A 20,991-nucleotide genomic window follows, 5' to 3' on the forward strand; every position below is an offset into this window, starting at 1 on the left:
AGTCATTCCGGGTTCGGCTCTGCGAGCCGCCCCGGAATGACGGTGATTACTTCAGCGCCTTCTCCAACTCCGGCATCAGCACGGTCTTGAGGTTCTGCTGCGTGATCGGCCCGACCAGCTTGTAGACGATGGTGCCTTCGCGCCCGACGACGAAGGTTTCGGGCACGCCATAGACGCCCCATTCGATCGAGGCGCGGCCGTTGGCATCGACGCCGACGTGGCTGAACGGGTTGCCGTAACGGCCGAGGAAGCGGCGCGCATTGTCGGCGGCGTCCTTGTAGTTGATGCCGGCGAGCTGGAATCGCTTGTCCTTGGCGAGCTCGGTCAGAAGCGGCGCCTCGTCGTGGCACGGCACGCACCAGGACGCCCAGACATTGACCAGGGTGACCTTGCCCTTGAACGCGGCGGGATCGAGGCCCGGCACCGGCGCGCCGTTGTCCTGCAATCCCTGGAGCGGCGGCAGCATTGTCTGCGGCGCCGGACGGCCGATCAGCGCGGACGGGATCCGCGAGATGTCGCCGCTGCCGAGCCGGAACCAGAACAGCAGCGCCAGGGCCAGGAAGGCGATCAGCGGCAGCACCATCAGGAAGGTGCGGCGCTGCGGCGGCGCGGGGCTCGACTGATCGCTCATCGCAGCTCCGTCGCGCCGCGCCCCGAACGACGGGTGATGCCGCGCTGCTCGAGTTCGCGCAGGCGCTGGGTCTGGTTGCGATAATCGAGCATGACCCAGCCGATCAGGATCGCGACCACGAGCGCCGCCGCGGCATAGGACATCACGATGAACGAGGCGTAGGGACCAAGCGACATCGTCATGCTGCCCCAACTTCGTTCGACGCGTTTTCTTGACGCGAACCGGCGGCCGCTTCGCTCGAATACGCCATGCGGCTGGCCTGCATCATCTGCAGCGAGCGGACACGCCGGCGCAGGATCTCGTTGCGCATCGCTGCCAGATGCAGCGTGACAAACAGCAGCGTGAAGGCGACCGCCATCACGAGCAGCGGAATCAGGAACGACTTGTCGAGCGCCGAGCCGCCCACGCGCATCACCGAGGCCGGCTGATGCAGCGTGTTCCACCAGTCGACCGAGAACTTGATGATCGGCAGGTTGATCGCGCCGACCAGCGTCAGCACCGCGGCGGCGCGCGCCGCGCGCGAGGGATCGTCGACCGCACGCCACAGCGCCATCAGGCCGAGATACATCAGGAACAGGATCAGCACCGAGGTCAGCCGTGCATCCCATTCCCAATAGGTGCCCCACATCGGCCGGCCCCAGAGCGAGCCCGTGAGCAGTGCGAGGAAGGTGAAGGCGGCGCCGATCGGAGCAGCGGCTTTCGCGGCGACGTCGGCGAGCGGATGGCGCCACACCAGCGTGCCCAGCGAGGCGATGCTCATCACGCCCCACACGAACATCGAAAGCCAGGCGTTGGGCACGTGGATGAACATGATCTTGACCGTCGCGCCCTGCTGATAGTCGTCGGGCGCCTGGGCGGCCTGGTAGAGACCGATCGTGAGCAGGATGACGGTCGCGGCCGCGAGCCACGGCAGGACCCGCGCCGTCAGCGCGAGGAACCGTGTGGGGTTGGCGAGGTCGATCAGCGACATGGTATCCTGATAATCGGGAGGGTGCCCGCAGGCAATCAGCACGAAAGCCCGATGCGAAAGTTGATCGGGGTCAAATCAGTCCAGTCCGTGGCGCAGGCTCGCCGCCGCTGCGAATGGGCCGATCACCAGGCTGACCAGCGACAGCGCGCACAGGATCGAAAACGGCGCGCCGAACGTCATGGGACCGACGATCACCGCCTGCGAGGCCGCAACGCCGAAAATCAGCACCGGAATCGATAGCGGCAGCACCAGCACGGCCATCAAGAGCCCGCCGCGATGCAGCGTCACCGCCAGCGCGGCCCCGATCATGCCGGTGAAGGTGAGGGCGGGTGTACCCGCCAAGAGCGTCAGGGCGACCGCGCCGGTCGCGACCATATCGAGGTTGAGCAGCAAGCCCAGCACGGGGGTTGCGACAATCAGCGGCAGGCCCGCCGCCAGCCAATGCGCCAGCGCCTTGGCGGCACAGGCGAGCTCCAGCGGCGTCCGGCTCATCGTGATCAGGTCGAGCGAACCGTCCTCATGGTCGGCCATGAACAGCCGGTCCAGGGTGAGCAGGCTCGCCAGCAGCGCGCCGAGCCACAGGATCGCAGGTCCCAGCCGTGACAGCAGTGCCAGGTCCGGCCCCACCGCGAACGGCATCAGCACGACGACGGTGAGGAAGAACAGCACGCCGATCAGCGCCCCGCCGCCGACGCGCAGCGCGATCCGGATGTCCCGGCGGATGAGAGCGGCGAGGGCGGTCATGGGGCGGCCCCGGCAGTCTCACGAACCGGCACCTCGCGCCACAGGCAAACTGCGCTCCCTCCCCCCTTGTGGGGGAGGGCGGGGGAGAGGGGTAGCCCCGGGCGAGATGCTCGTCGGGCGCGGACCGCAAGCAACAGAGCATCCGCTGCTCGAACGTCAGAACCGATAGGCCGCGTCGTGTGGCGCCCCCCTCCCTGACCCTCCCCCACAAGGGGGGAGGGAACGGAGAGTGTCGCGCCCGGGCGCTTGGAAAGCTGAGGGTCCATCGGAATCATGCCGTCCCCCCGATCCGCAACTCTCGCGAATCGATCCCGAGCGGGGCGTGGGTGGCGGCGATGATCATGCCGCCAGCGGCCAAATGCTGCCGCATCAATCCGGAAAACATGTCCTGGCCGGCGACGTCGAGCGCGTTGGTCGGCTCGTCCAGCAGCCAGACCGGGCGGCGGACCGTCAGCAGGCGCGCCAGCGACAGCCGGCGGCGCTGGCCGGCCGACAGGAAGCCCGCGGGCAGATCGGTGGCGTGCGCGAGACCCACCGTGGCGAGGCTCTCGGCGAAATCGACGCGCTCGCCGCCGAGAAAATCGGCCCAGAATGCCAGGTTTTCAGCCACGCTCAGCGCCGGCTTCAGGGCATCGCGATGGCCGAGATAGTGGCACTGCTCCGGCACCGTCAGCTCCGCGTCGCCCCCGTCCAGCGCGATCGTCCCGGCGGCGGGAACGAGCAGGCCCGCGATCAGCCGCAGCAGCGAGGTCTTGCCCGATCCGTTGCGACCCGTCACCGCCACGGCTTCGCCCGAGGCGGCCGCGAATTCGAGCCCGGCGAAGACCTCGCGGCCGCCCCGTACGCATCTGAGCCCGTGACCGGCCAGCCGCATCTCGCCTTGTTTCAACCCGCTCAAGGCCTGGCCTCAGGAAATCTTGGGGTAGCGCATGGGAATTTTTGGCTCGCGGATTGCAGCGGCGCGATTGAGGCTGTGGCGGCGCCGTTAGAAAGCTTCTATAAGCCCGGAACTACTTGATGCAGCAACTCAACCTGCCCCTGCAAGCGGCCCAGCCTGATACGCTGACGGTGTTAAAATACCCTGCCGGGTATAGCTAACAATTGGGATTCCTACATGACCTCGCTCGACAGCTTCAAATGCAAAAAGACCCTCAAGGTCGGCGCCAAGACTTATGTCTATTACAGCCTGCCTACGGCCGAGAAGAATGGTCTGAAGGGCATTTCGAAACTTCCCTATTCGATGAAGGTCCTGCTCGAGAACCTCCTGCGCAACGAGGACGGCCGCTCGGTCAAGAAGGAGGACATCGTCGCGGTGTCGAAATGGCTGCGCAAGAAGTCGCTGGAGCATGAGATCGCCTTCCGCCCGGCGCGCGTGCTGATGCAGGACTTCACCGGCGTGCCCGCGGTGGTCGACCTCGCCGCGATGCGCAACGCGATGCAGAAGCTCGGCGGCGATGCTGAGAAGATCAATCCGCTGGTGCCGGTCGATCTCGTCATCGACCACTCCGTGATCGTGAACTTCTTCGGCGACAACAAGGCCTTCGGCAAGAATGTCACCGAGGAATACAAGCAGAACCAGGAGCGCTACGAGTTCCTGAAGTGGGGCCAGAAGGCGTTCACGAACTTCTCGGTCGTGCCGCCCGGCACCGGCATCTGCCACCAGGTCAACCTGGAATATCTGGCCCAGACGGTCTGGACCAGGAAGGAGAAGATGACGGTCGGCAAGAAGACCGGCACCTTCGAAGTCGCCTATCCCGACTCGCTGGTCGGCACTGATTCGCACACCACCATGGTCAACGGTCTTGCCGTGCTCGGCTGGGGCGTCGGCGGCATCGAGGCCGAGGCCTGCATGCTCGGCCAGCCGCTGTCGATGCTGCTGCCCAACGTCGTCGGCTTCAAGCTGAAGGGCGCGCTGAAGGAAGGCGTCACCGCGACCGACCTCGTGCTCACCGTGACGCAGATGCTGCGCAAACTCGGCGTGGTCGGCAAGTTCGTCGAATTCTTCGGCCCCGGCCTCGACCACCTCTCGGTCGCCGACAAGGCCACCATCGCCAACATGGCGCCCGAATATGGCGCGACCTGCGGCTTCTTCCCGGTCGACGCCGCCGCGCTCGACTACCTCAAGACCTCCGGCCGCGCTTCGGCGCGCGTCGCGCTGGTGCAGGCCTATGCCAAGGCACAGGGCCTGTTCCGCACCGCCAAGTCGCCCGATCCAGTGTTCACGGAAACGCTGACGCTCGACCTCGGCGATGTCGTGCCGTCCCTGGCCGGCCCGAAGCGTCCCGAAGGCCGCATCGCACTGCCGACCGTCGCAGACGGCTTCTCGCTCGCGCTCGCCAGCGAGTACAAGAAGGCGGAGGAGCCGGAGAAGCGCTTCCCGGTCGAAGGCAAGAACTTCGATCTTGGCCATGGCGACGTCGTGATCGCCGCGATCACCTCCTGCACCAACACCTCGAATCCGAGCGTCTTGATCGGCGCCGGCCTGCTGGCGCGTAACGCCGCTGCAAAGGGCCTCAAGGCCAAGCCCTGGGTGAAGACCTCGCTCGCTCCTGGCAGCCAGGTGGTCGCCGAATATCTCGCCAATTCCGGTCTGCAGCCCTATCTCGACAAGGTCGGCTTCAACCTGGTCGGTTTCGGCTGCACCACCTGCATCGGCAATTCCGGTCCGCTGCCCGAGGAGATCTCGAAGTCGATCAACGACAACGGGATCGTCGCGGCGGCCGTGCTCTCCGGCAACCGCAACTTCGAAGGCCGCGTCTCGCCGGACGTGCAGGCGAACTATTTGGCCTCGCCGCCCTTGGTCGTCGCCTACGCGCTCGCCGGCACCGTCACCAAGAACCTCGCCACCGAGCCGCTCGGCGAGGGCAAGGACGGCAAGCCGGTGTACCTGAAGGACATCTGGCCCACGACCAAGGAAATCAACGCTTTCATGAAGAAGTTCGTGACCGCGTCGATCTTCAAGAAGAAATATGCCGACGTGTTCAAGGGCGACACCAACTGGCGCAAGATCAAGACGGTCGAGAGCGAGACCTATCGCTGGAACATGTCGTCGACCTATGTGCAGAACCCGCCCTATTTCGACGGCATGAAGAAGGAGCCGGAGCCGGTTACCGACATCGTCGAGGCGCGCATCCTCGCCATGTTCGGCGACAAGATCACCACCGACCACATCTCGCCGGCCGGCTCGATCAAGCTCACCTCGCCCGCGGGCAAATATCTCAGCGAGCACCAGGTGCGCCCGGCCGACTTCAACCAGTACGGCACGCGCCGCGGCAACCACGAAGTCATGATGCGCGGCACCTTCGCCAACATCCGCATCAAGAACTTCATGCTGAAGGGTGCGGACGGCAACATCCCCGAGGGCGGTCTTACCAAGCACTGGCCCGACGGCGAGCAGATGTCGATCTACGACGCCGCGATGAAGTACCAGCAGGAGCAGGTGCCGCTGGTGGTGTTCGCCGGCGCCGAATACGGCAACGGCTCCTCGCGCGACTGGGCTGCCAAGGGCACGCGTCTGCTCGGCGTTCGCGCCGTGATCTGCCAGAGCTTCGAGCGCATCCACCGCTCCAACCTGGTCGGCATGGGCGTGCTGCCGCTGACCTTCGAGGAAGGCACCTCCTGGCAGTCGCTGGGGCTGAAGGGCGACGAGAAGGTCACGCTGCGGGGCCTCGTCGGCGACCTCAAGCCGCGCCAGAAGCTCACCGCGGAGATCGTCTCCGGCGACGGTTCGCTGCAGCGCGTTTCGCTGCTCTGCCGCATCGATACGCTGGACGAGCTCGACTACTACCGCAACGGAGGCATTCTGCACTACGTGCTGCGCAAGCTCGCGGCCTGAGCGCGGATTTGTGAACCATGGCTCACTGCGAAGTGAGTAGAAGCCCTGACGAAGGCGGCCTATCAAAGGCCGCCTTCGCGCGTTTGCGGTACGCTTCGGCTGGGCCCGCCCGGCGGAAACCTTCCCCTGGACGGTTGCCCGGATGGATGAATGTACCGCGCCCCGTAAGACTACGGTGACCATCAGGCGATAAGATTCCCCTCTCACGAGCAATGGTGTGCGGCGTTCGACATGACGACAATGACGGCTTCTCATCCGATTTCACGTTGGACCGGCGCGCTCTGGTCGGGAGCTCTCGGCATCTGTGCGATCATCGCCGTCATTCGCCCCGCGGACGCTGAGCCCCGCGCCGTCGTCGAATTGTTTACATCGCAGGGCTGCTCGTCCTGCCCGCCGGCCGACCAGATCATCGGCGATCTCTCGAAAGACCCGTCGATCATCGCGCTGAGCATGCCGATCGACTATTGGGACTATCTCGGCTGGAAGGACACGCTGGCCGATTCGCGCTTCTCTGCACGGCAGCGTGCGTATTCCCGCATGCGCGGCGACCGCGAAGTCTACACCCCGCAGGTCGTGGTCAACGGATCGACGCATGTCATCGGCAGCGATCGCGCCGGCATCGAGAAGGCGATCGGCAAGGCCGACAAGGGCACCGGCGTGATGAGCGTGCCGGTGACGATGTCGCTCTCGGGCAAGCAGATCAACGTCTCGGTCGCCGCAAGCAAGGAGCCCGCGGTCTCGCGCGGCGAGGTCTGGATCTGCTCGATCGCCAAGTCGGTGCCGATCGCGATCACCCGCGGCGAAAATCGCGGACAGCAGGTCACCTATCACAATGTGGTGCGCAACCTGCTCAAGGTCGGCGACTGGACCGGCCGTCCGGAAAGCTGGACGGTGCCGATCGAGAACCTCACGCGCGATGGCGTCGACGGCGCGGTGGTCTACGTCCAGGACGGCAGCCGCGAGAAGCCGGGCCCGATGCTAGGCGCGGCGTACACGTCGCTGCATTGAAGAAGCCGTACTTCGAATTCTTTGATCTCCGAGACTGCTCGCAATCCTCATGGTGAGGAGCGCGCTCTTGCGCGCCTCTCGAACATGAAAGGCCCCGCTGATGCAGCTCGGACCGCGATCCGTCGAGACGCCGCGCGAAGGGCGCGGCCCTCAGGACGAGGGGAGGGAGTGTTCGCCCGGATGTTTGGGAAGAGTGCCGGTCGTGCCGGCAACATCGCGACAAACAAAAAAGGACCAACTTGCGTTGATCCCTCCTTGCTGTGCGTACAGACCCGATCCTGTTCGACCCCGGGGGGCTGGGGGCTGAGGAATCCGGAACCGAAAGGACCGGGTCAACGCACACAAGTCTTTTCGCAACGTAGGGCGGCAGGCGGTTGGCGGAAAAGCGGCGATACTATGATTCCTGCTAACGATCCCGTGACGGTTCGTCGCGATAGAGTTCCACCCTGGCGTGTGCGCTGACGAAGCGCCGATTCGGCAGGTTGAGCCCCTTGCGGCCCGGAACGGTTGGCGCGATCATGCCATTGTCATGATCGCGGTTCCGGGGACGGTTTTCGCGGACGCGGTCACTGGCGTGCGATGAGGAGGCGCTTCCCATGAGCCTGATGTCGGAGGATGCCGACCCGAGCGAGCAGCGCGCGGCGGCGCGCCCCGCGCCGGCGAACGCGCAGCCGAACCGGGTGACGTTCAACCGGCTCGAGCTGCATCGGATTCTCAATCTCTACGGCCGCATGGTCGCCGACGGCGAGTGGCGCGACTATGCCATCGACTTCCTGAAGGACCGCGCCGTGTTCTCGGTCTATCGCCGCGCCTCGGAAGTCCCGATCTACCGCATCGAGAAGGACCCGCGCCTTGCGCGCAAGCAGGGCATGTACAGCGTGATCTCGGCAACGGGCCTGATCCTGCGCCGCGGCCATGAGCTGGACCGGGTGCTGCTGGTGATCGATCGGAAGCTGGCGGTGGTGTGACGACCTTCGGTCGTCATTCCGGGGCGCGCTCAGCGCGAACTTTGGTGCGCAAATGCGCACCTGAGAATCCATTCATGCACCTTATGTGCCGCTCAATGGATTCCGGGTTCGATGCTGCGCATCTCCCGGAATGACGGACGGACTACTTCCCCGGTACCGTGGACGCTCCCTCGCCGAGGTCGCGCTGCATCATCACCGTGTCGAGCCAGCGGCCGAATTTCAGCCCGACATTGGGATGCGTGCCGATCATCTTGAAGCCGCTCCTGGTGTGGACGCCGATCGATCCGGCATTGGCGGAATCGCCGATCACCGCGATCATCTGGCGGAAGCCGCGCGCCTCGCATTCGGTGATCAGCCGTTCCAGCAGCAACGAGCCGACGCCGCGGCGGTGGAAGGCGGGGTCGAGATAGATCGAGTTCTCCACCGTGAAGCGGTAGGCCGGCCGCGGCCGGTAGGCGCCGGCATAGGCATAGCCGGCAACGCTGCCGTCGAGCATGGCGACGAAATAGGGATAGCCGCCGTCGACCAGCGCGCGGTAGCGACGCGTCATCTCGGCAAGATCGGGCGGCTCCAGCTCGAACGTCGCGGTGCCCTCGCGGACGGCCTGCTGGTAGATGGCGGTGATGGCGGGAAGGTCGGCCTCGGTGGTGGGCCTGATTTCGGGTGCGGACATGGGGGGAAGATAGCAGCGGTATTGCAACGAGCAACGCTGTTTCCGCATGCGTCATGGCCGGGCTTTTCCCGGCCATCCACGCCGTTACCCGCGGCACGAAGAACGTGGATGCCCGGGACAAGCCCGGGCATGACTGAGAGTGTTACGCAAACAAAAACCCCGGCCTCTCGGCCGGGGTTCGTGTCCGTTCTCTCGTCGTTGCGCTTACTCGCGCTGGCCGAGCAACTGCAGAAGCAGCGTGAACAGGTTGATGAAGTTCAGGTACAGTGACAGCGCGCCGGTAATGGCCGCACGCTCTGCGACGTCACCGCCGGCCGAAGCGTAGCCGTAGATGTAGTCGTTCTTCAACCGCTGCGTATCCCAGGCGGTGAGGCCAGAGAACACCAGCACGCCGACCACCGACACGATGAACTGCAGCATCGAGCTGGCCAGGAACAGGTTCACCAGGCTGGCGAGGACGATACCGATCAGGCCCATGAACAGGAACGAGCCCATGCCGGTGAGGTCACGCTTGGTGGTGTAGCCGTAGAGGCTCAGCGCGCCGAACGTCGCCGCGGTGATGAAGAACACCCGCACGATCGAGGTGTGCGTGAACACCAGGAAGATGGACGACAGCGAGATGCCCATCAGCGCCGCGAATACCCAGAACAGGATCTGGGCGGTCGAGGGGGCCAGACGGTTGATGCCCGCCGAGATCGCGAACACCATTGCGAGCGGCGCGAGCATGAACAGCCACTTGAGGGGGCTGACGAACATCGCGTAGCCGAACGGCGTCAGGAACAGCTTGCCGACGCGAACGGCGTCAGGGGTCGCAACGTCGGTCACGGCGGCCATGTAGACGCCGAGCGCGGCCAGGCCGGTGATGGCGAGGCCGATGCTCATGTAGTTGTAGACGCGCAGCATATAGGCGCGCAGTCCGGCATCGACCGTCGCGGCGTCAACACGCCCGGCGGCCCTGCCGAAAGGAGAAGCGTAGTTACGGTCTAGGTCCGACATGGTCGAATTCCCGTTGGTTGGTCCGGTCCGGCACGAGGGTCGCCATGCCGCCGGTTCGTCAAATTCCATCTCGGATACCGATGCCAGCCGACTAAAAGTTTGGCGAACGATCGGACTCCGAACCCATCCGATATGTGGGAAACTAACACATCCGCTGCAACCTTCCACGCGCGGCTGAATGTCGCCCTCACCCTGCAATCCTGACGAGCGGACGTGGTTAACCGCAGGAATCGTGCGATTCCGCTCCGGCGCCCCCATCCGCTACATTTTGTCACAAATTTCGCAACACCGTTGCGGGCTTTTTGTTCAGCGCCAGCAGGGTGCCGGCGAGGCCGAGCCCGACCGTGACGACCAGCGCGGCAGCGACCACCCCGGCGGCGCTGCCGGCCTGCCAGACGAAAGTCAGCGTCATCAGCCGCGTCACGATCATCCAGGCAGCCAAGCTGCCGGCGATCACGCCGAACACCGCGGTGGCCAGACCGATCAGGAGGTATTCGAGCGCATAGGCGCCGAGCAGCCGCAGCCGCGTCGCGCCCAGGGTCTTCAGGATCACGGCATCGTAGACCCGGTGACGATGGCCGGCGGCGAGCGCCCCGCCGAGCACCAGGATCGCCGAGATCAGGGTCACCGCGCTGGCGCCGCGGATCGCCAGGGCCAGATTGGTCACCACCGAGCCGACCGTCTCCATCACCTCGCGCACCCGCACGCTGGTGACCATCGGATAGGCGTCGGCGACCTCCTTGATGATCTTGCCGTCGCCCGCCGCATTTCCGCCCGTTTCCGTCAGCGTCGCGATATGGGTGTGCGGCGCGCCCTTGAAGGCGTTCGGCGAGAACACCAGGACGAAATTGATACCGAGCCCCTGCCAGTCGATCGTGCGCAAATTGCTGATCTTGGCCGGGATGTCGCGGCCGAGCACGTTGACCACGATCTCGTCCCCGAGCTTGAGGCCGAGGCCGTCGGCGATCTTCTTCTCCAGCGAAACCAGCGGCGGGCCGGAATAATCCGCGCTCCACCATTCGCCCTCGACCACCTTGGAGCCCTTCGGCAGTTCACTGGTGTAGGTCAGGCCGCGGTCGCTCTGCAGCACCCATTCGGAATCCGTGGTCGGCTTGAGCTCTTCGGCGCGAACGCCGCGCGCGGAAACGATGCGCCCACGCAGCATCGGCACGTCCTCGATCCTGGCGGCCGGCGCGATCCGGCGCAAATAGCCGTCGAACTGCTCGGCCTGCGCACTCGGAATGTCGATGAAGAAGAACGACGGCGCCTGGTCGGGCAGAGCCGCGAGGAACTGGCGGCGCAGATTGCCGTCGATCTGGGTGATGGTGACGAGCACGGCGAGCCCGAGTCCCAGCGACAGCACCACCGAGGGCGTCAGCGCGCCCGGCCGGTGGATGTTGGCGATCGCCAGCCGCAGCATCGGCAGCCGCGTCCGCGGCAGCCGTCGCGCGGTCGCCATCAGCAGGGCGGCGATGCCGCGGAGCAGCGCGAACACGACGATCGAGGCGGCCACGAACACCGCGGCGATGCGCTTGTCGAAGGAGAGCCCGATCACCACGGCGATCAACAGCGCGATCACCACGCCCATGAAGACGAGATAGCCGAGACGCGGCCGGTGCCATTCCGAGCTGATTGTGTCCCGGAACAGCGCGGCGACCGGCACGTCGTGGACGCGGCCGAGCGGCCACAGGCCGAAGGCCAATGCGGTCAGCAGGCCGTAGAGGAAGGACAGCGCGAGCTCCTCGACGTGCACGGCCGGCACCACCGGCAGCGGCAACAGCTTGCCGAACAGGCCGACGATGGCGAAGGGCAGCGCGGCGCCGAGGGCAAGGCCGATCGCCGAGCCGATCGCGGCCAGCAGGATCACCTGCGCCAGATAGATGCCGAACACGTCGCGTCCGGTGGCGCCGACGGCCTTGAAGGCGGCGATCACCTCGATCCGGCGATCGATGTGGCTCTTGACGGCGTTGGCGACACCGACCCCGCCGACAAGAAGCGCGGCAAGGCCGACCAGCGTCAGGAACTGGGTGAAGCGGCTGATGTTGCGTTCCAGCTGCGGCGAAGCGTTGGACCGGCTGCGGATCTCCCAGCCGGCCTGCGGCGCGGCGTTGCGGGCGTCCGCGATGAAGGCCTCGGTGGCGCGCTCGCTGTTCGCGGCATCGGGCAGCTTGACCCGGTAGACCCAGCGCACCAGGCTGCCGGGCTGGATCAGGCCGGTGGCGCGCAAGGCCGCCTCGCTGATCAGAAAGCGCGGGCCGAAGCCGATGCCGCCGGCGAGCTTGTCGGGCTCGGTCTCGACGGTCGAGCGGATCTGGAACGTCGCGTTGCCGATCGTGACGCGGTCGCCGGCCTTCAGCGACAGCCGCGTCAGCAGCGTCGGATCGGCGGCGGCGCCGAAGGCGCCGTCACGCTCCGCGAGCAGATCGGACATCTCCAACTGCGGCGCAAGCTTCAGCTTGCCGAGCATCGGATAGGTGGCGTCGACCGCCTTCATCTCGACCAAAGCGAGCTTGCCGTCGGCCGAGCGCGCCATGCCGCGCAAGGTCGCTGCGGTCGACAGCGTGCCGCGCGAGCGCAGGAAGGCGACCTCCTCGGGCTTTGCTTCGCGCTGGAACAGCACGAAGGAGACGTCGCCGCCGAGCAGCGTGCGGCCCTCGCGGGCAAGGCCGTCGGACAGGCTCGCCGAGACCGAGCCGACGCCTGATATCGCCATCACGCCGAGCGCGATGCAGGCGATGAAGACGTAGAAGCCGCGCAGGCCGCCGCGCAATTCGCGTAAGGCGTAGCGCAGCGACAGTGCGATGCCGTTCGGCTTCGCGAAGGGTTCGACCGCTGCGCTCATGCCGGCGCGGACTGGGTGTCGATGCGACCCGAGCGCAGGCGGATGACGCGATCGCAGCGATGCGCCAGCGAGGAATCGTGCGTGACCAGCACCAGGGTCATGCCGCGCTCGGCATGCTTGCTGAACAGAAGGTCGACGATCTGCTGTCCGGTGGTCTCGTCGAGATTTCCGGTCGGCTCGTCGGCGACGAGGATGGCGGGATCGGGCGCCAGCGCGCGGGCGAGCGCGACGCGCTGCTGCTCGCCGCCGGACAGCTGCGTCGGATAATGATGCAGGCGGTCGCCGAGCCCGACCGACTGCAGCTCCTGCGCGGCGCGCTTGGCAGCATCGGGATTGCCGGCAAGCTCGAGCGGCACGGCGACGTTCTCCAGCGCCGTCATGGTCGGGATCAGATGGAACGACTGGAAGACGATGCCGACCTGGCGGCCGCGGAAGCGGGCCAGCGCGTCCTCGTCGAGGGCATTGAAAGGCGTGCCCGAGACCACCACCTCTCCGCTATCAGGGCGCTCCAGCCCGGCCATCACCATCAGCAGCGTGGATTTGCCCGAGCCTGAAGGGCCGATCAGGCCTATCGTCTCGCTACGGCCGATGCGCAGGCTGATATCCTTGAGGATGTGAACGCGCGCCGCGCCCGTGCCCAATGAGAGGTTGACGTTGGAGATGGCGATGGTGTCCGCGGTGGCGGCGAGCGAAGAGGGGTCGATGCGAGTGTCCATGGTCCGGTCATATGGCAACTCCGCACGCGGGGTCGAGAGGCGTTACGGATTGTTCATGCACATAGCCGTGTTGATGCTCGGCTTTATGACGATAGCGCACCCGGCCTGGGCGGAGGCGACAAAGCCGGTCAAGCTCGTCGTGCTCGGCGATTCCTTGAGCTCCGGTTACGGCCTGGCGGCCCAGGAAGCGTTTCCCCAGAAGCTTCAAAAAGCCTTGCAGTCCAAGGGCATAGCGATCGACATGATCAATGCCGGGGTGTCCGGCGACACCGTCTCCGGCGGCCGCGATCGGCTCGACTGGTCGGTGCCAGAGGGAACAGATGGCGTCATCGTCGAGCTCGGCGCCAACGACGCCCTGCGCGGCATCGATCCCGCTGTGACGCGGGCCGCGCTCGCGGACATCGTCCAGCGGCTCAGGGCACGCAAGATCGCGGTGATGCTGTGCGGCATGCTGGCGCCGCCCAACAATGGCGCCGACTATGCCGCGCGCTTCAATTCGATTTATCCGGATGTGGCGAAACAATTCGACGTGCCGCTCTATCCGTTTTTCCTCGAGGGCGTCGTCGCCGACGCCAAGCTCAACCAAGGTGACGGCATTCATCCGACCGCAGCCGGCGTCGACGTCATCGTTCGCAACGTCATGCCCACCGTGGAGGCATTCATCGGCACGATCGCTGAGCAGCGGCGTTGAAAACCAGGCAGCGCTAACCCTAATTCCCAGGGTTTTACCGGAGTGAGGCGAGCGATGCTTCGCAGAGTCACACAACTGCGATAGGAATCAGGGTACCGGTGATTCGTCGCCGGCTCTAATTTGGATATGGTCCTTGTCTCGAGGGCCGTACCCAAGCATCGGGAGTGCGAAACGATGCCGCGTTTGTTCACGGGTCTGGAAATTCCGGCCGAGATCGGCCACTCGCTTTCCAACTTGAGGGGCGGCCTCCCCGGCGCCCGCTGGATCGATCCCGAAAATTATCACGTCACCTTGCGCTTCATCGGCGATATCGACGGCGCCTCCGCCAACGAGATCGCCTCCTTGCTGTTTCGCGTCGACCGCAAGCCGTTCGAGGTGAAGGTGCAGGGGCTCACGAGCTTTGGCGGCCGCAAGCCGCGCGCCGTGGTCGCCACCATCGCGCCGAGCAAGCCGCTGATGGAATTGCAGGCCGAACTCGAACGCATGATGCAGCGGATCGGCCTCGATCCGGAAGGGCGCAAGTTCATCCCGCACGTCACGCTGGCCCGCCTGCACGATGCCTCCGACCGCGACGTCGCCGACTATCTGTCGCTGCGCGGCTATTTTCCAAGCAAGGCGTTCATGGCCGAGCGCTTCGTGCTGTTCTCGTCGCGCGCCTCCACCGGCGGCGGCCCGTATGTGGTCGAGGACGCCTACGAGCTGTGCGAGTAGGCCCAACTCGGCGACGTTACCGCGGCTGCCCCGCGCCTGCTTGCCTGATGTCGGTCTTTGCGAAGTCCCCGCCTTTGAACAACAAGGGTTCGCCGCGGGTCATAGCCAGCGCATAGGAAAAGCAATCACCGTAGTTGAGCGCTGCGGCGTGTCGTCCCTTTCCGTAGCGCCGCCAGGCCCGCCGCGCTGCATCGGCTTGCACGGCATCGACGGCAACGATCTCGGCGCTCAACTTGACGAGCCAGAGATCGAACTCACGCCCTCCCGCTTCGCCAAGCCGGGTCTCGATCACCATAGTCGCTTCAACGACAGTCGCTGCAGAGATCAAACGGATCTGGTCTTCTACAATCAAGCGCTCAATATCGCCGGCATCAGCTTCGTTGAGAGCGATTGCCACGATCGCCGACGTGTCGATCACCATCAGCGCGGCAATCCATGCTCGTCGTATCCGAGAATTTCCTCAGGCGTGCGGTCGTCCAAGACGCGCATCTGGCTCCAGCGTCGCCTGATTTCGGCCAAATCTTCGAGCAGCGCGTCCTTGCGCGTTTGAGCGTTGAGCCGGCGCAATCGCTCTTCGATGGCACGCTTGGTCGCAGTCGTAATGTTCTCGCCCGTCAACTGCGCCAGACTTCGCGCCAATTGCTCAGTTTCGGGGTCCTTGATGCTTAGCGCCATCTTATGGCTCCTTTGTTCCTAAATAGGTATATTCTACCTCGGGACGCTGCAAGGTTCATTTGGACGATGGACCCCGCCACTCGTCATGGACGCTTTCCCTGGAAGGCAGCGCATAAGCCGTTGCGCCAACACGCGGTTGCAATTTCCGTCCGTTTCTGGCGGTAAAGGGCCATGCTCTCCACCCCCAGCTCCTCCTTCAGCGAAGCCTATCAGGGCCAGGTCGCCTCCGGCGCGATCGAGCCTGATGCTGCGCAGGCCGAGGTCGCCGAGGCCTATGCGGCGCTGGACCTCAGGCTTGCGAACTACAGCCCCAGGCGCAAGCAGGGCCTGCTCAGCCGCCTGTTCGGCGGCGGCGACAAGGACGACGCGCCGCGCGGGCTCTACATCCATGGCGAGGTCGGCCGCGGCAAGACCATGCTGATGGACCTGTTCTTCCAGCACTCCGATATCGAGCACAAGCGCCGCGCGCATTTCCACGAATTCATGGCCGACGTGCACGAGCGCATCTACGACTATCGCCAGAGCATCGCGCGCGGCGAGATCGCCGACGCCGACGTCATCGCGCTGACCGCAACCGCGATCTTCGAGGAGAGCTGGCTGCTCTGCTTCGACGAATTCCATGTCACCGACATCGCGGACGCGATGATCCTCGGACGCCTGTTCGCGAAATTGTTCGAGCTCGGCACCGTCGTGGTCGCGACCTCGAACGTCGCGCCCGACGATCTCTACAAGGGCGGCCTGAACCGGTCGCTGTTCCTGCCCTTCATCAAGCAGATCACCGACCACATGGACGTCGCGCGGCTCGATGCGCGCACCGACTTCCGGCTGGAGAAGCTCCAGGGCGTGCCGATGTGGTTGACGCCGGCGGACGGCGACGCGGACGCCGCGCTCGACCGCGCCTGGGTCAAGATGACCGGCAACGCCAAATGCAAGTCGCGCGACATCGCCATCAAGGGCCGCACCTTGCACGTGCCGTGCTCGGCCCATGGCGTGGCGCGGTTCACCTTCGCCGATCTCTGCGAGAAGCCGCTCGGCGCATCGGATTACCTCAGGCTGGCGCACGACTATCACACCATCCTGGTCGACCATATTCCAGTGATGGACGTCTCCCAGCGCAACGCCGCCAAGCGTTTCATCACGCTGATCGACACGCTCTATGACAATGCGGTGAAGTTGATGGCCTCGGCCGACGCCAATCCGATCTCGCTGTACCTCGCCCATGAGGGGGTCGAGGCCATGGAATTCAAGCGGACCGCCTCCCGCCTGATCGAGATGAGCTCGGAATCCTATCTGGCGCTGGCCCACGGCCGCAAGGATTCCACCGCCAGCGGCTCGACCAAGGGCCTGGTAGAGACTTAAGTTCTATTCTCTCGGCTTTCGTCGGTGTCATTCCGTGGCGCGACGAAGTCGCGAGCCCGGAATCCATCAGACCACCAACTCCGTGACCCCATGGATTCCGGGTTCGTGCTCCGCACGCCCCGGAATGACGGCTTCGGTGCGCTGGCCGGAATCGCGCCAAGCCCGACAATTGGGCATCCGGCGACTTGAACGGGGAAGGCGAAAGGGATAACCACCCGTCTCAGTTTTCCCCTCCTTACGTGTCTGAAGGACAGGTTCACATGGCGCGCGACAAGATTGCTTTGATTGGCTCAGGCCAGATCGGCGGGACGCTGGCTCACCTCATCGGCCTGAAGGAACTGGGCGACGTCGTGATGTTCGACATCGCCGAGGGCGTGCCGCAGGGCAAGGCGCTCGACATCGCACAGTCCTCGCCGGTCGACGGCTTCGACGCGCACTACACCGGCGCGAACTCCTACGAAGCGCTCGACAACGCCAAGGTCTGCATCGTCACTGCCGGCGTGCCGCGCAAGCCCGGCATGAGCCGCGACGACCTCCTCTCCATCAACCTCAAGGTCATGGAGCAGGTCGGCGCCGGCATCAAGAAGTACGCCCCCGACGCCTTCGTCATCTGCATCACCAACCCGCTCGACGCGATGGTCTGGGCGCTGCAGAAGGCCTCGGGCCTGCCGCACAAGAAGGTCGTCGGCATGGCCGGCGTGCTGGATTCGGCGCGCTTCCGTTACTTCCTGGCCGACGAGTTCAACGTCTCGGTCGAGGATGTCACCGCCTTCGTGCTCGGCGGCCATGGCGACACCATGGTGCCGCTGGTGAAATACTCTACCGTCGCCGGCATCCCGCTGCCCGACCTCGTCAAGATGGGCTGGACCTCGCAGGCGCGCCTCGACGAGATCGTCGACCGCACCCGCAACGGCGGCGCCGAGATCGTCAATCTGCTCAAGACCGGCTCGGCCTTCTATGCGCCGGCCGCGTCCGCGATCGCGATGGCCGAGAGCTACCTCAGGGACAAGAAGCGCGTGCTGCCCTGCGCCGCCTACCTCAACGGCGAGTACAGCGTGAAGGACATGTATGTCGGCGTGCCGGTGGTGATCGGCTCAAAGGGCGTCGAGCGTGTCGTCGAGATCGAGCTCGCCGGCAAGGACCGCGAGGCCTTCGACAAGTCGGTCGGCGCGGTGCAGGGTCTGGTGGACGCCTGCAAGAAGATTGCCCCCGATCTGCTCGGCAAGTAATTCAAGGCATTCCCGCCGAAGATCGAACCCGGTCTTCGGCGGTTTCACTTCTGGAGGGCAGCCAGGTCCCATCGCGGGCTTGAACCTCCGGACCGGCAGTCCAGAGATTTCGATGAGAACCCCGGTTGCAGTTCCTTTGGTATATGGTATGCCAAACCAAAGGCTGAGGCGGCCTCAAGCGGGCTTCCGCACGCGGGTTCAGGGAGCGAGCACATGAATATCCATGAATATCAGGCCAAAGCGCTGCTGCACGAGTTCGGCGTGCCGATCTCCAAGGGCGTTCCGGTGCTTAAAGCGAGCGACGCCGAAGCCGCCGCCAAGGCGCTGCCCGGCCCGGTCTGGGTGGTGAAGAGCCAGATCCACGCCGGCGGCCGCGGCAAGGGCAAGTTCAAGGAAGCCAGCGCAGGCGACAAGGGCGGCGTCCGCATCGCCAAGTCGGTGCAGGAGGTCAACGAATTCGCCAAGCAGATGCTGGGCGCAACGCTGGTCACCGTGCAGACCGGCCCGGCCGGCAAGCAGGTCAACCGCCTCTACATCGAGGACGGCTCCGACATCGACAAGGAGTTCTATCTCTCGATCCTCGTCGACCGCGAGACCTCGCGCGCCTCCTTCGTGGTGTCGACCGAAGGCGGCGTCAACATCGAGGACGTCGCGCACAACACGCCCGAGAAGATCGTCACCTTCTCGGTCGATCCGGCGACCGGCATCATGAGCCATCACGGCCGCACCGTGGCGAAGGCGCTGAACCTGACCGGCGACCTCGCCAAGCAGGCGGAGAAGCTCACCGCGCAGCTCTACGCGGCCTTCATCGCCAAGGACATGGCGATGCTGGAGATCAATCCGCTGGTCGTCACCAAGCAGGGCGAGCTCCGCGTGCTCGATGCCAAGGTGTCATTCGACGACAACGCCATGTTCCGCCATCCCGAGATCGCTGTGCCGCTGCGCGATCTGACCGAGGAAGACGCCAAGGAGATCGAGGCGTCGAAATACGACCTCAACTACGTCACGCTCGACGGCAACATCGGCTGCATGGTCAACGGCGCCGGTCTCGCCATGGCGACGATGGACATCATCAAGCTCTACGGCATGGCGCCGGCGAACTTCCTCGACGTCGGCGGCAGCGCCAGCAAGGAGAAGGTCGCGGCCGCGTTCAAGATCATCACCGCCGATCCCAACGTGAAGGGAATCCTGGTCAACATCTTCGGCGGCATCATGAAGTGCGACGTGATCGCCGAGGGCGTCACGGCGGCGGTTCGTGAAGTCGGCCTCAGCGTGCCCTTGGTGGTCCGCCTCGAAGGCACCAATGTCGAACTCGGCAAGAAGATCATCAATGAATCCGGACTGAACGTGGTGCCGGCCGACAATCTCGACGACGCCGCGCAGAAGATCGTGAAGGCCGTCAAGGGAGGCTAAGGCCATGGCCCAGGACCATCTCGCCGCGTCACTTCCGCTCCCCGAGCATGCGCGTCTCGCCGCGTTCGCCGGCGAATGGGATGGCGAAGAGGTGGTCTTTCCGTCGCGCTGGACGGAAGGCGGGCAGGCCACCTCGCGCACCGTCGCGCGCATGGATCTCAACGGGTTCTATCTGATCCAGGACTCGGTCCAGATGCGCGACGGCAAGCAGAGCTTCGCCACCCATGGCATCTTCACCTTCGACCGCGACGACCGGACCTACAAATTGTTCTGGTACGACTCGCTCGGCTACACGCCGCCTTCGCCCGCCTCGGGCGGATGGGCCGGCAAGACCCTGACGCTGGTGCGCGGCTCGCTCCGCGGCAATGCGCGCCACGTCTACGAGATCCTCGACGACAATTCCTACTCGTTGAAGATCCAGTTCTCGCCGGACGCGGAAGGCTGGGCAGACGTGCTCACCGGCGTCTACCGCCGCATCCACTGACCTCTCACTCGTTAGTTCGCGAAAGCAGACCTCATGTCCATCCTGATCGACAAGAACACCAAGGTCATCTGCCAGGGCTTCACCGGCAAGAACGGCACCTTCCATTCCGAGGCGGCGATCGCCTACGGCACCAAGATGGTCGGCGGCACCTCTCCGGGCAAAGGCGGCTCGACGCATCTGGGCTTGCCGGTGTTCGACACCGTGCGCGAGGCGCGTGAGAAGACCGGCGCCGACGCCTCGGTGATCTACGTGCCGCCGCCGGGCGCGGCGGACGCGATCTGCGAAGCCATCGACGCCGAGATCCCGCTGATCGTCTGCATCACCGAAGGCATCCCTGTTCTCGACATGGTGCGGGTGAAGCGCTCCCTGCTTGGCTCCAAGTCGCGCCTGATCGGGCCGAACTGCCCGGGCGTCATGACCGCCGGCGAGTGCAAGATCGGCATCATGCCGGCCAACATCTTCAAGACCGGTTCGGTCGGCATCGTCTCCCGCTCGGGCACGCTGACCTATGAGGCCGTGTTCCAGACCTCCCAGGAAGGCCTCGGCCAGACCACCGCGGTCGGCATCGGCGGCGACCCGGTCAAGGGCACCGAGTTCATCGACGTGCTGGAAATGCTGCTGGCCGACCCCAAGACCGAATCGATCATCATGATCGGCGAGATCGGCGGTTCCGCCGAGGAGGATGCCGCCCAGTTCCTCAAGGACGAGGCCAAGCGCGGCCGCAAGAAGCCGATGGTCGGCTTCATCGCCGGCGTCACCGCCCCTCCCGGCCGCCGCATGGGCCATGCCGGCGCGATCATCTCGGGCGGCAAGGGCGACGCTGGTTCCAAGACCGAGGCGATGAAATCAGCAGGTATTACAGTGTCCCCGTCGCCCGCGCGACTCGGGCATACGCTTGCCGAAAAGTTGAAAGGCTAATTCAGTTCTTCGTGCTTTTCCGGGCGAAGTTTCGCAGCAAATAGGGTAAAGGGTGCCTATCACGTCGAGCCCTGTCGGGGGAGCTCGGCGCCAGCGCCGTTTGTTATGCGCGAACCGAAATCGCCAGG

21 protein-coding genes are annotated in these 20,991 nt (G+C 65.1%); 10 read left to right on the plus strand and 11 right to left on the minus strand.

Translation table 11 applies throughout. The features are described 5' to 3' along the window. Positions 1 to 46 precede the first annotated feature (46 nt). The 5 genes from AC3WLX_RS32080 to ccmA form a co-directional block, all read right to left on the minus strand. Positions 47 to 631: a DsbE family thiol:disulfide interchange protein gene (locus tag AC3WLX_RS32080; RefSeq protein WP_492338955.1), complete on the minus strand. Its 585-nt coding sequence runs from the start codon at positions 629 to 631 to the stop codon at positions 47 to 49. Beyond that, positions 628 to 813: a heme exporter protein CcmD gene (ccmD, locus tag AC3WLX_RS32085; RefSeq protein ID WP_492338956.1), complete on the minus strand. Its 186-nt coding sequence runs from the start codon at positions 811 to 813 to the stop codon at positions 628 to 630. Before ccmD ends, AC3WLX_RS32080 begins: the two co-directional genes overlap by 4 nt. After that, complete coding sequence (locus tag AC3WLX_RS32090; protein WP_492338957.1) at positions 810 to 1,601, minus strand: heme ABC transporter permease; 792 nt, start codon at positions 1,599 to 1,601, stop codon at positions 810 to 812. Before AC3WLX_RS32090 ends, ccmD begins: the two co-directional genes overlap by 4 nt. A gap of 75 nt (positions 1,602 to 1,676) precedes the next feature. Further along, positions 1,677 to 2,345 (minus strand): heme exporter protein CcmB, encoded by a 669-nt coding sequence (gene ccmB, locus AC3WLX_RS32095; RefSeq protein WP_028133288.1) that lies wholly within the window; start codon positions 2,343 to 2,345, stop codon positions 1,677 to 1,679. 271 nt (positions 2,346 to 2,616) lie between these two features. Next, on the minus strand, positions 2,617 to 3,219 hold the full coding sequence (gene ccmA / locus AC3WLX_RS32100; RefSeq protein ID WP_492338958.1) for a heme ABC exporter ATP-binding protein CcmA: 603 nt from the start codon (positions 3,217 to 3,219) through the stop codon (positions 2,617 to 2,619). Between the two features lie 240 nt (positions 3,220 to 3,459). Between ccmA and acnA the strand changes: the two genes are divergently transcribed. From acnA to AC3WLX_RS32115, 3 genes are all read left to right on the plus strand, one after another. After that, entirely contained in the window at positions 3,460 to 6,180 is a 2,721-nt protein-coding gene (gene acnA, locus AC3WLX_RS32105; protein WP_492338959.1) for an aconitate hydratase AcnA, read from the plus strand. A gap of 231 nt (positions 6,181 to 6,411) precedes the next feature. Continuing rightward, positions 6,412 to 7,188, plus strand: coding sequence for a DUF1223 domain-containing protein (locus AC3WLX_RS32110; RefSeq protein WP_492338960.1), 777 nt, complete (start codon positions 6,412 to 6,414; stop codon positions 7,186 to 7,188). Between the two features lie 596 nt (positions 7,189 to 7,784). Then, positions 7,785 to 8,156 carry a DUF2794 domain-containing protein gene (locus AC3WLX_RS32115; protein WP_291630813.1) on the plus strand — a complete coding sequence of 124 codons (372 nt, stop codon included), beginning with the start codon at positions 7,785 to 7,787 and terminating at the stop codon, positions 8,154 to 8,156. Between the two features lie 142 nt (positions 8,157 to 8,298). On the opposite strand, the gene AC3WLX_RS32120 is transcribed toward AC3WLX_RS32115, so the two are convergent. The 4 genes from AC3WLX_RS32120 to AC3WLX_RS32135 all read right to left on the minus strand — a co-directional run bounded on the left by AC3WLX_RS32120 (position 8,299) and on the right by AC3WLX_RS32135 (position 13,383). Continuing rightward, positions 8,299 to 8,829: a GNAT family N-acetyltransferase gene (locus AC3WLX_RS32120; protein WP_492338961.1), complete on the minus strand. Its 531-nt coding sequence runs from the start codon at positions 8,827 to 8,829 to the stop codon at positions 8,299 to 8,301. A gap of 204 nt (positions 8,830 to 9,033) precedes the next feature. After that, positions 9,034 to 9,825: a Bax inhibitor-1/YccA family protein gene (locus AC3WLX_RS32125; protein WP_492338962.1), complete on the minus strand. Its 792-nt coding sequence runs from the start codon at positions 9,823 to 9,825 to the stop codon at positions 9,034 to 9,036. Positions 9,826 to 10,096: 271 nt separating this feature from the next. After that, positions 10,097 to 12,667 carry an ABC transporter permease gene (locus tag AC3WLX_RS32130; RefSeq protein WP_492338963.1) on the minus strand — a complete coding sequence of 857 codons (2,571 nt, stop codon included), beginning with the start codon at positions 12,665 to 12,667 and terminating at the stop codon, positions 10,097 to 10,099. Beyond that, a complete protein-coding gene (locus AC3WLX_RS32135) occupies positions 12,664 to 13,383 on the minus strand; it encodes an ABC transporter ATP-binding protein (protein WP_492338964.1) in 720 nt (239 codons plus the stop codon). Before AC3WLX_RS32135 ends, AC3WLX_RS32130 begins: the two co-directional genes overlap by 4 nt. A gap of 55 nt (positions 13,384 to 13,438) precedes the next feature. Between AC3WLX_RS32135 and AC3WLX_RS32140 the strand changes: the two genes are divergently transcribed. Together AC3WLX_RS32140 and thpR are read left to right on the plus strand one after the other, a co-directional pair. Further along, positions 13,439 to 14,074, plus strand: coding sequence for an arylesterase (locus AC3WLX_RS32140; protein ID WP_492338965.1), 636 nt, complete (start codon positions 13,439 to 13,441; stop codon positions 14,072 to 14,074). Between the two features lie 174 nt (positions 14,075 to 14,248). Beyond that, positions 14,249 to 14,785, plus strand: a complete 537-nt coding sequence (gene thpR / locus AC3WLX_RS32145; RefSeq protein WP_291627574.1) for an RNA 2',3'-cyclic phosphodiesterase — start codon at positions 14,249 to 14,251, stop codon at positions 14,783 to 14,785. Between the two features lie 16 nt (positions 14,786 to 14,801). On the opposite strand, the gene AC3WLX_RS32150 is transcribed toward thpR, so the two are convergent. Then, positions 14,802 to 15,206, minus strand: a complete 405-nt coding sequence (locus AC3WLX_RS32150) for a type II toxin-antitoxin system VapC family toxin (protein WP_492338966.1) — start codon at positions 15,204 to 15,206, stop codon at positions 14,802 to 14,804. Further along, entirely contained in the window at positions 15,206 to 15,460 is a 255-nt protein-coding gene (locus AC3WLX_RS32155) for a type II toxin-antitoxin system VapB family antitoxin (protein WP_291627570.1), read from the minus strand. The genes AC3WLX_RS32150 and AC3WLX_RS32155 overlap by 1 nt, the downstream gene beginning before the upstream one ends. 171 nt (positions 15,461 to 15,631) lie before the next feature. Here AC3WLX_RS32155 and zapE point away from each other — a divergent pair, with 171 nt between their 5' ends. The 5 genes from zapE (at position 15,632) to sucD (ending at position 20,863) form a co-directional block, all read left to right on the plus strand. Continuing rightward, on the plus strand, positions 15,632 to 16,819 hold the full coding sequence (gene zapE, locus AC3WLX_RS32160) for a cell division protein ZapE (protein ID WP_291627568.1): 1,188 nt from the start codon (positions 15,632 to 15,634) through the stop codon (positions 16,817 to 16,819). A gap of 260 nt (positions 16,820 to 17,079) precedes the next feature. Continuing rightward, complete coding sequence (gene mdh, locus AC3WLX_RS32165; RefSeq protein ID WP_492338967.1) at positions 17,080 to 18,048, plus strand: malate dehydrogenase; 969 nt, start codon at positions 17,080 to 17,082, stop codon at positions 18,046 to 18,048. A 213-nt stretch (positions 18,049 to 18,261) separates the two neighbouring features. Next, positions 18,262 to 19,461 (plus strand): ADP-forming succinate--CoA ligase subunit beta, encoded by a 1,200-nt coding sequence (sucC, locus tag AC3WLX_RS32170; RefSeq protein WP_492338968.1) that lies wholly within the window; start codon positions 18,262 to 18,264, stop codon positions 19,459 to 19,461. A gap of 4 nt (positions 19,462 to 19,465) precedes the next feature. Continuing rightward, positions 19,466 to 19,945 (plus strand): DUF1579 family protein, encoded by a 480-nt coding sequence (locus tag AC3WLX_RS32175; RefSeq protein ID WP_291630911.1) that lies wholly within the window; start codon positions 19,466 to 19,468, stop codon positions 19,943 to 19,945. A 33-nt stretch (positions 19,946 to 19,978) separates the two neighbouring features. Further along, on the plus strand, positions 19,979 to 20,863 hold the full coding sequence (gene sucD / locus AC3WLX_RS32180) for a succinate--CoA ligase subunit alpha (protein WP_024338867.1): 885 nt from the start codon (positions 19,979 to 19,981) through the stop codon (positions 20,861 to 20,863). Positions 20,864 to 20,991: the final 128 nt, after the last annotated feature.

The organism is Bradyrhizobium sp. FW305-F6 (assembly GCF_058782905.1).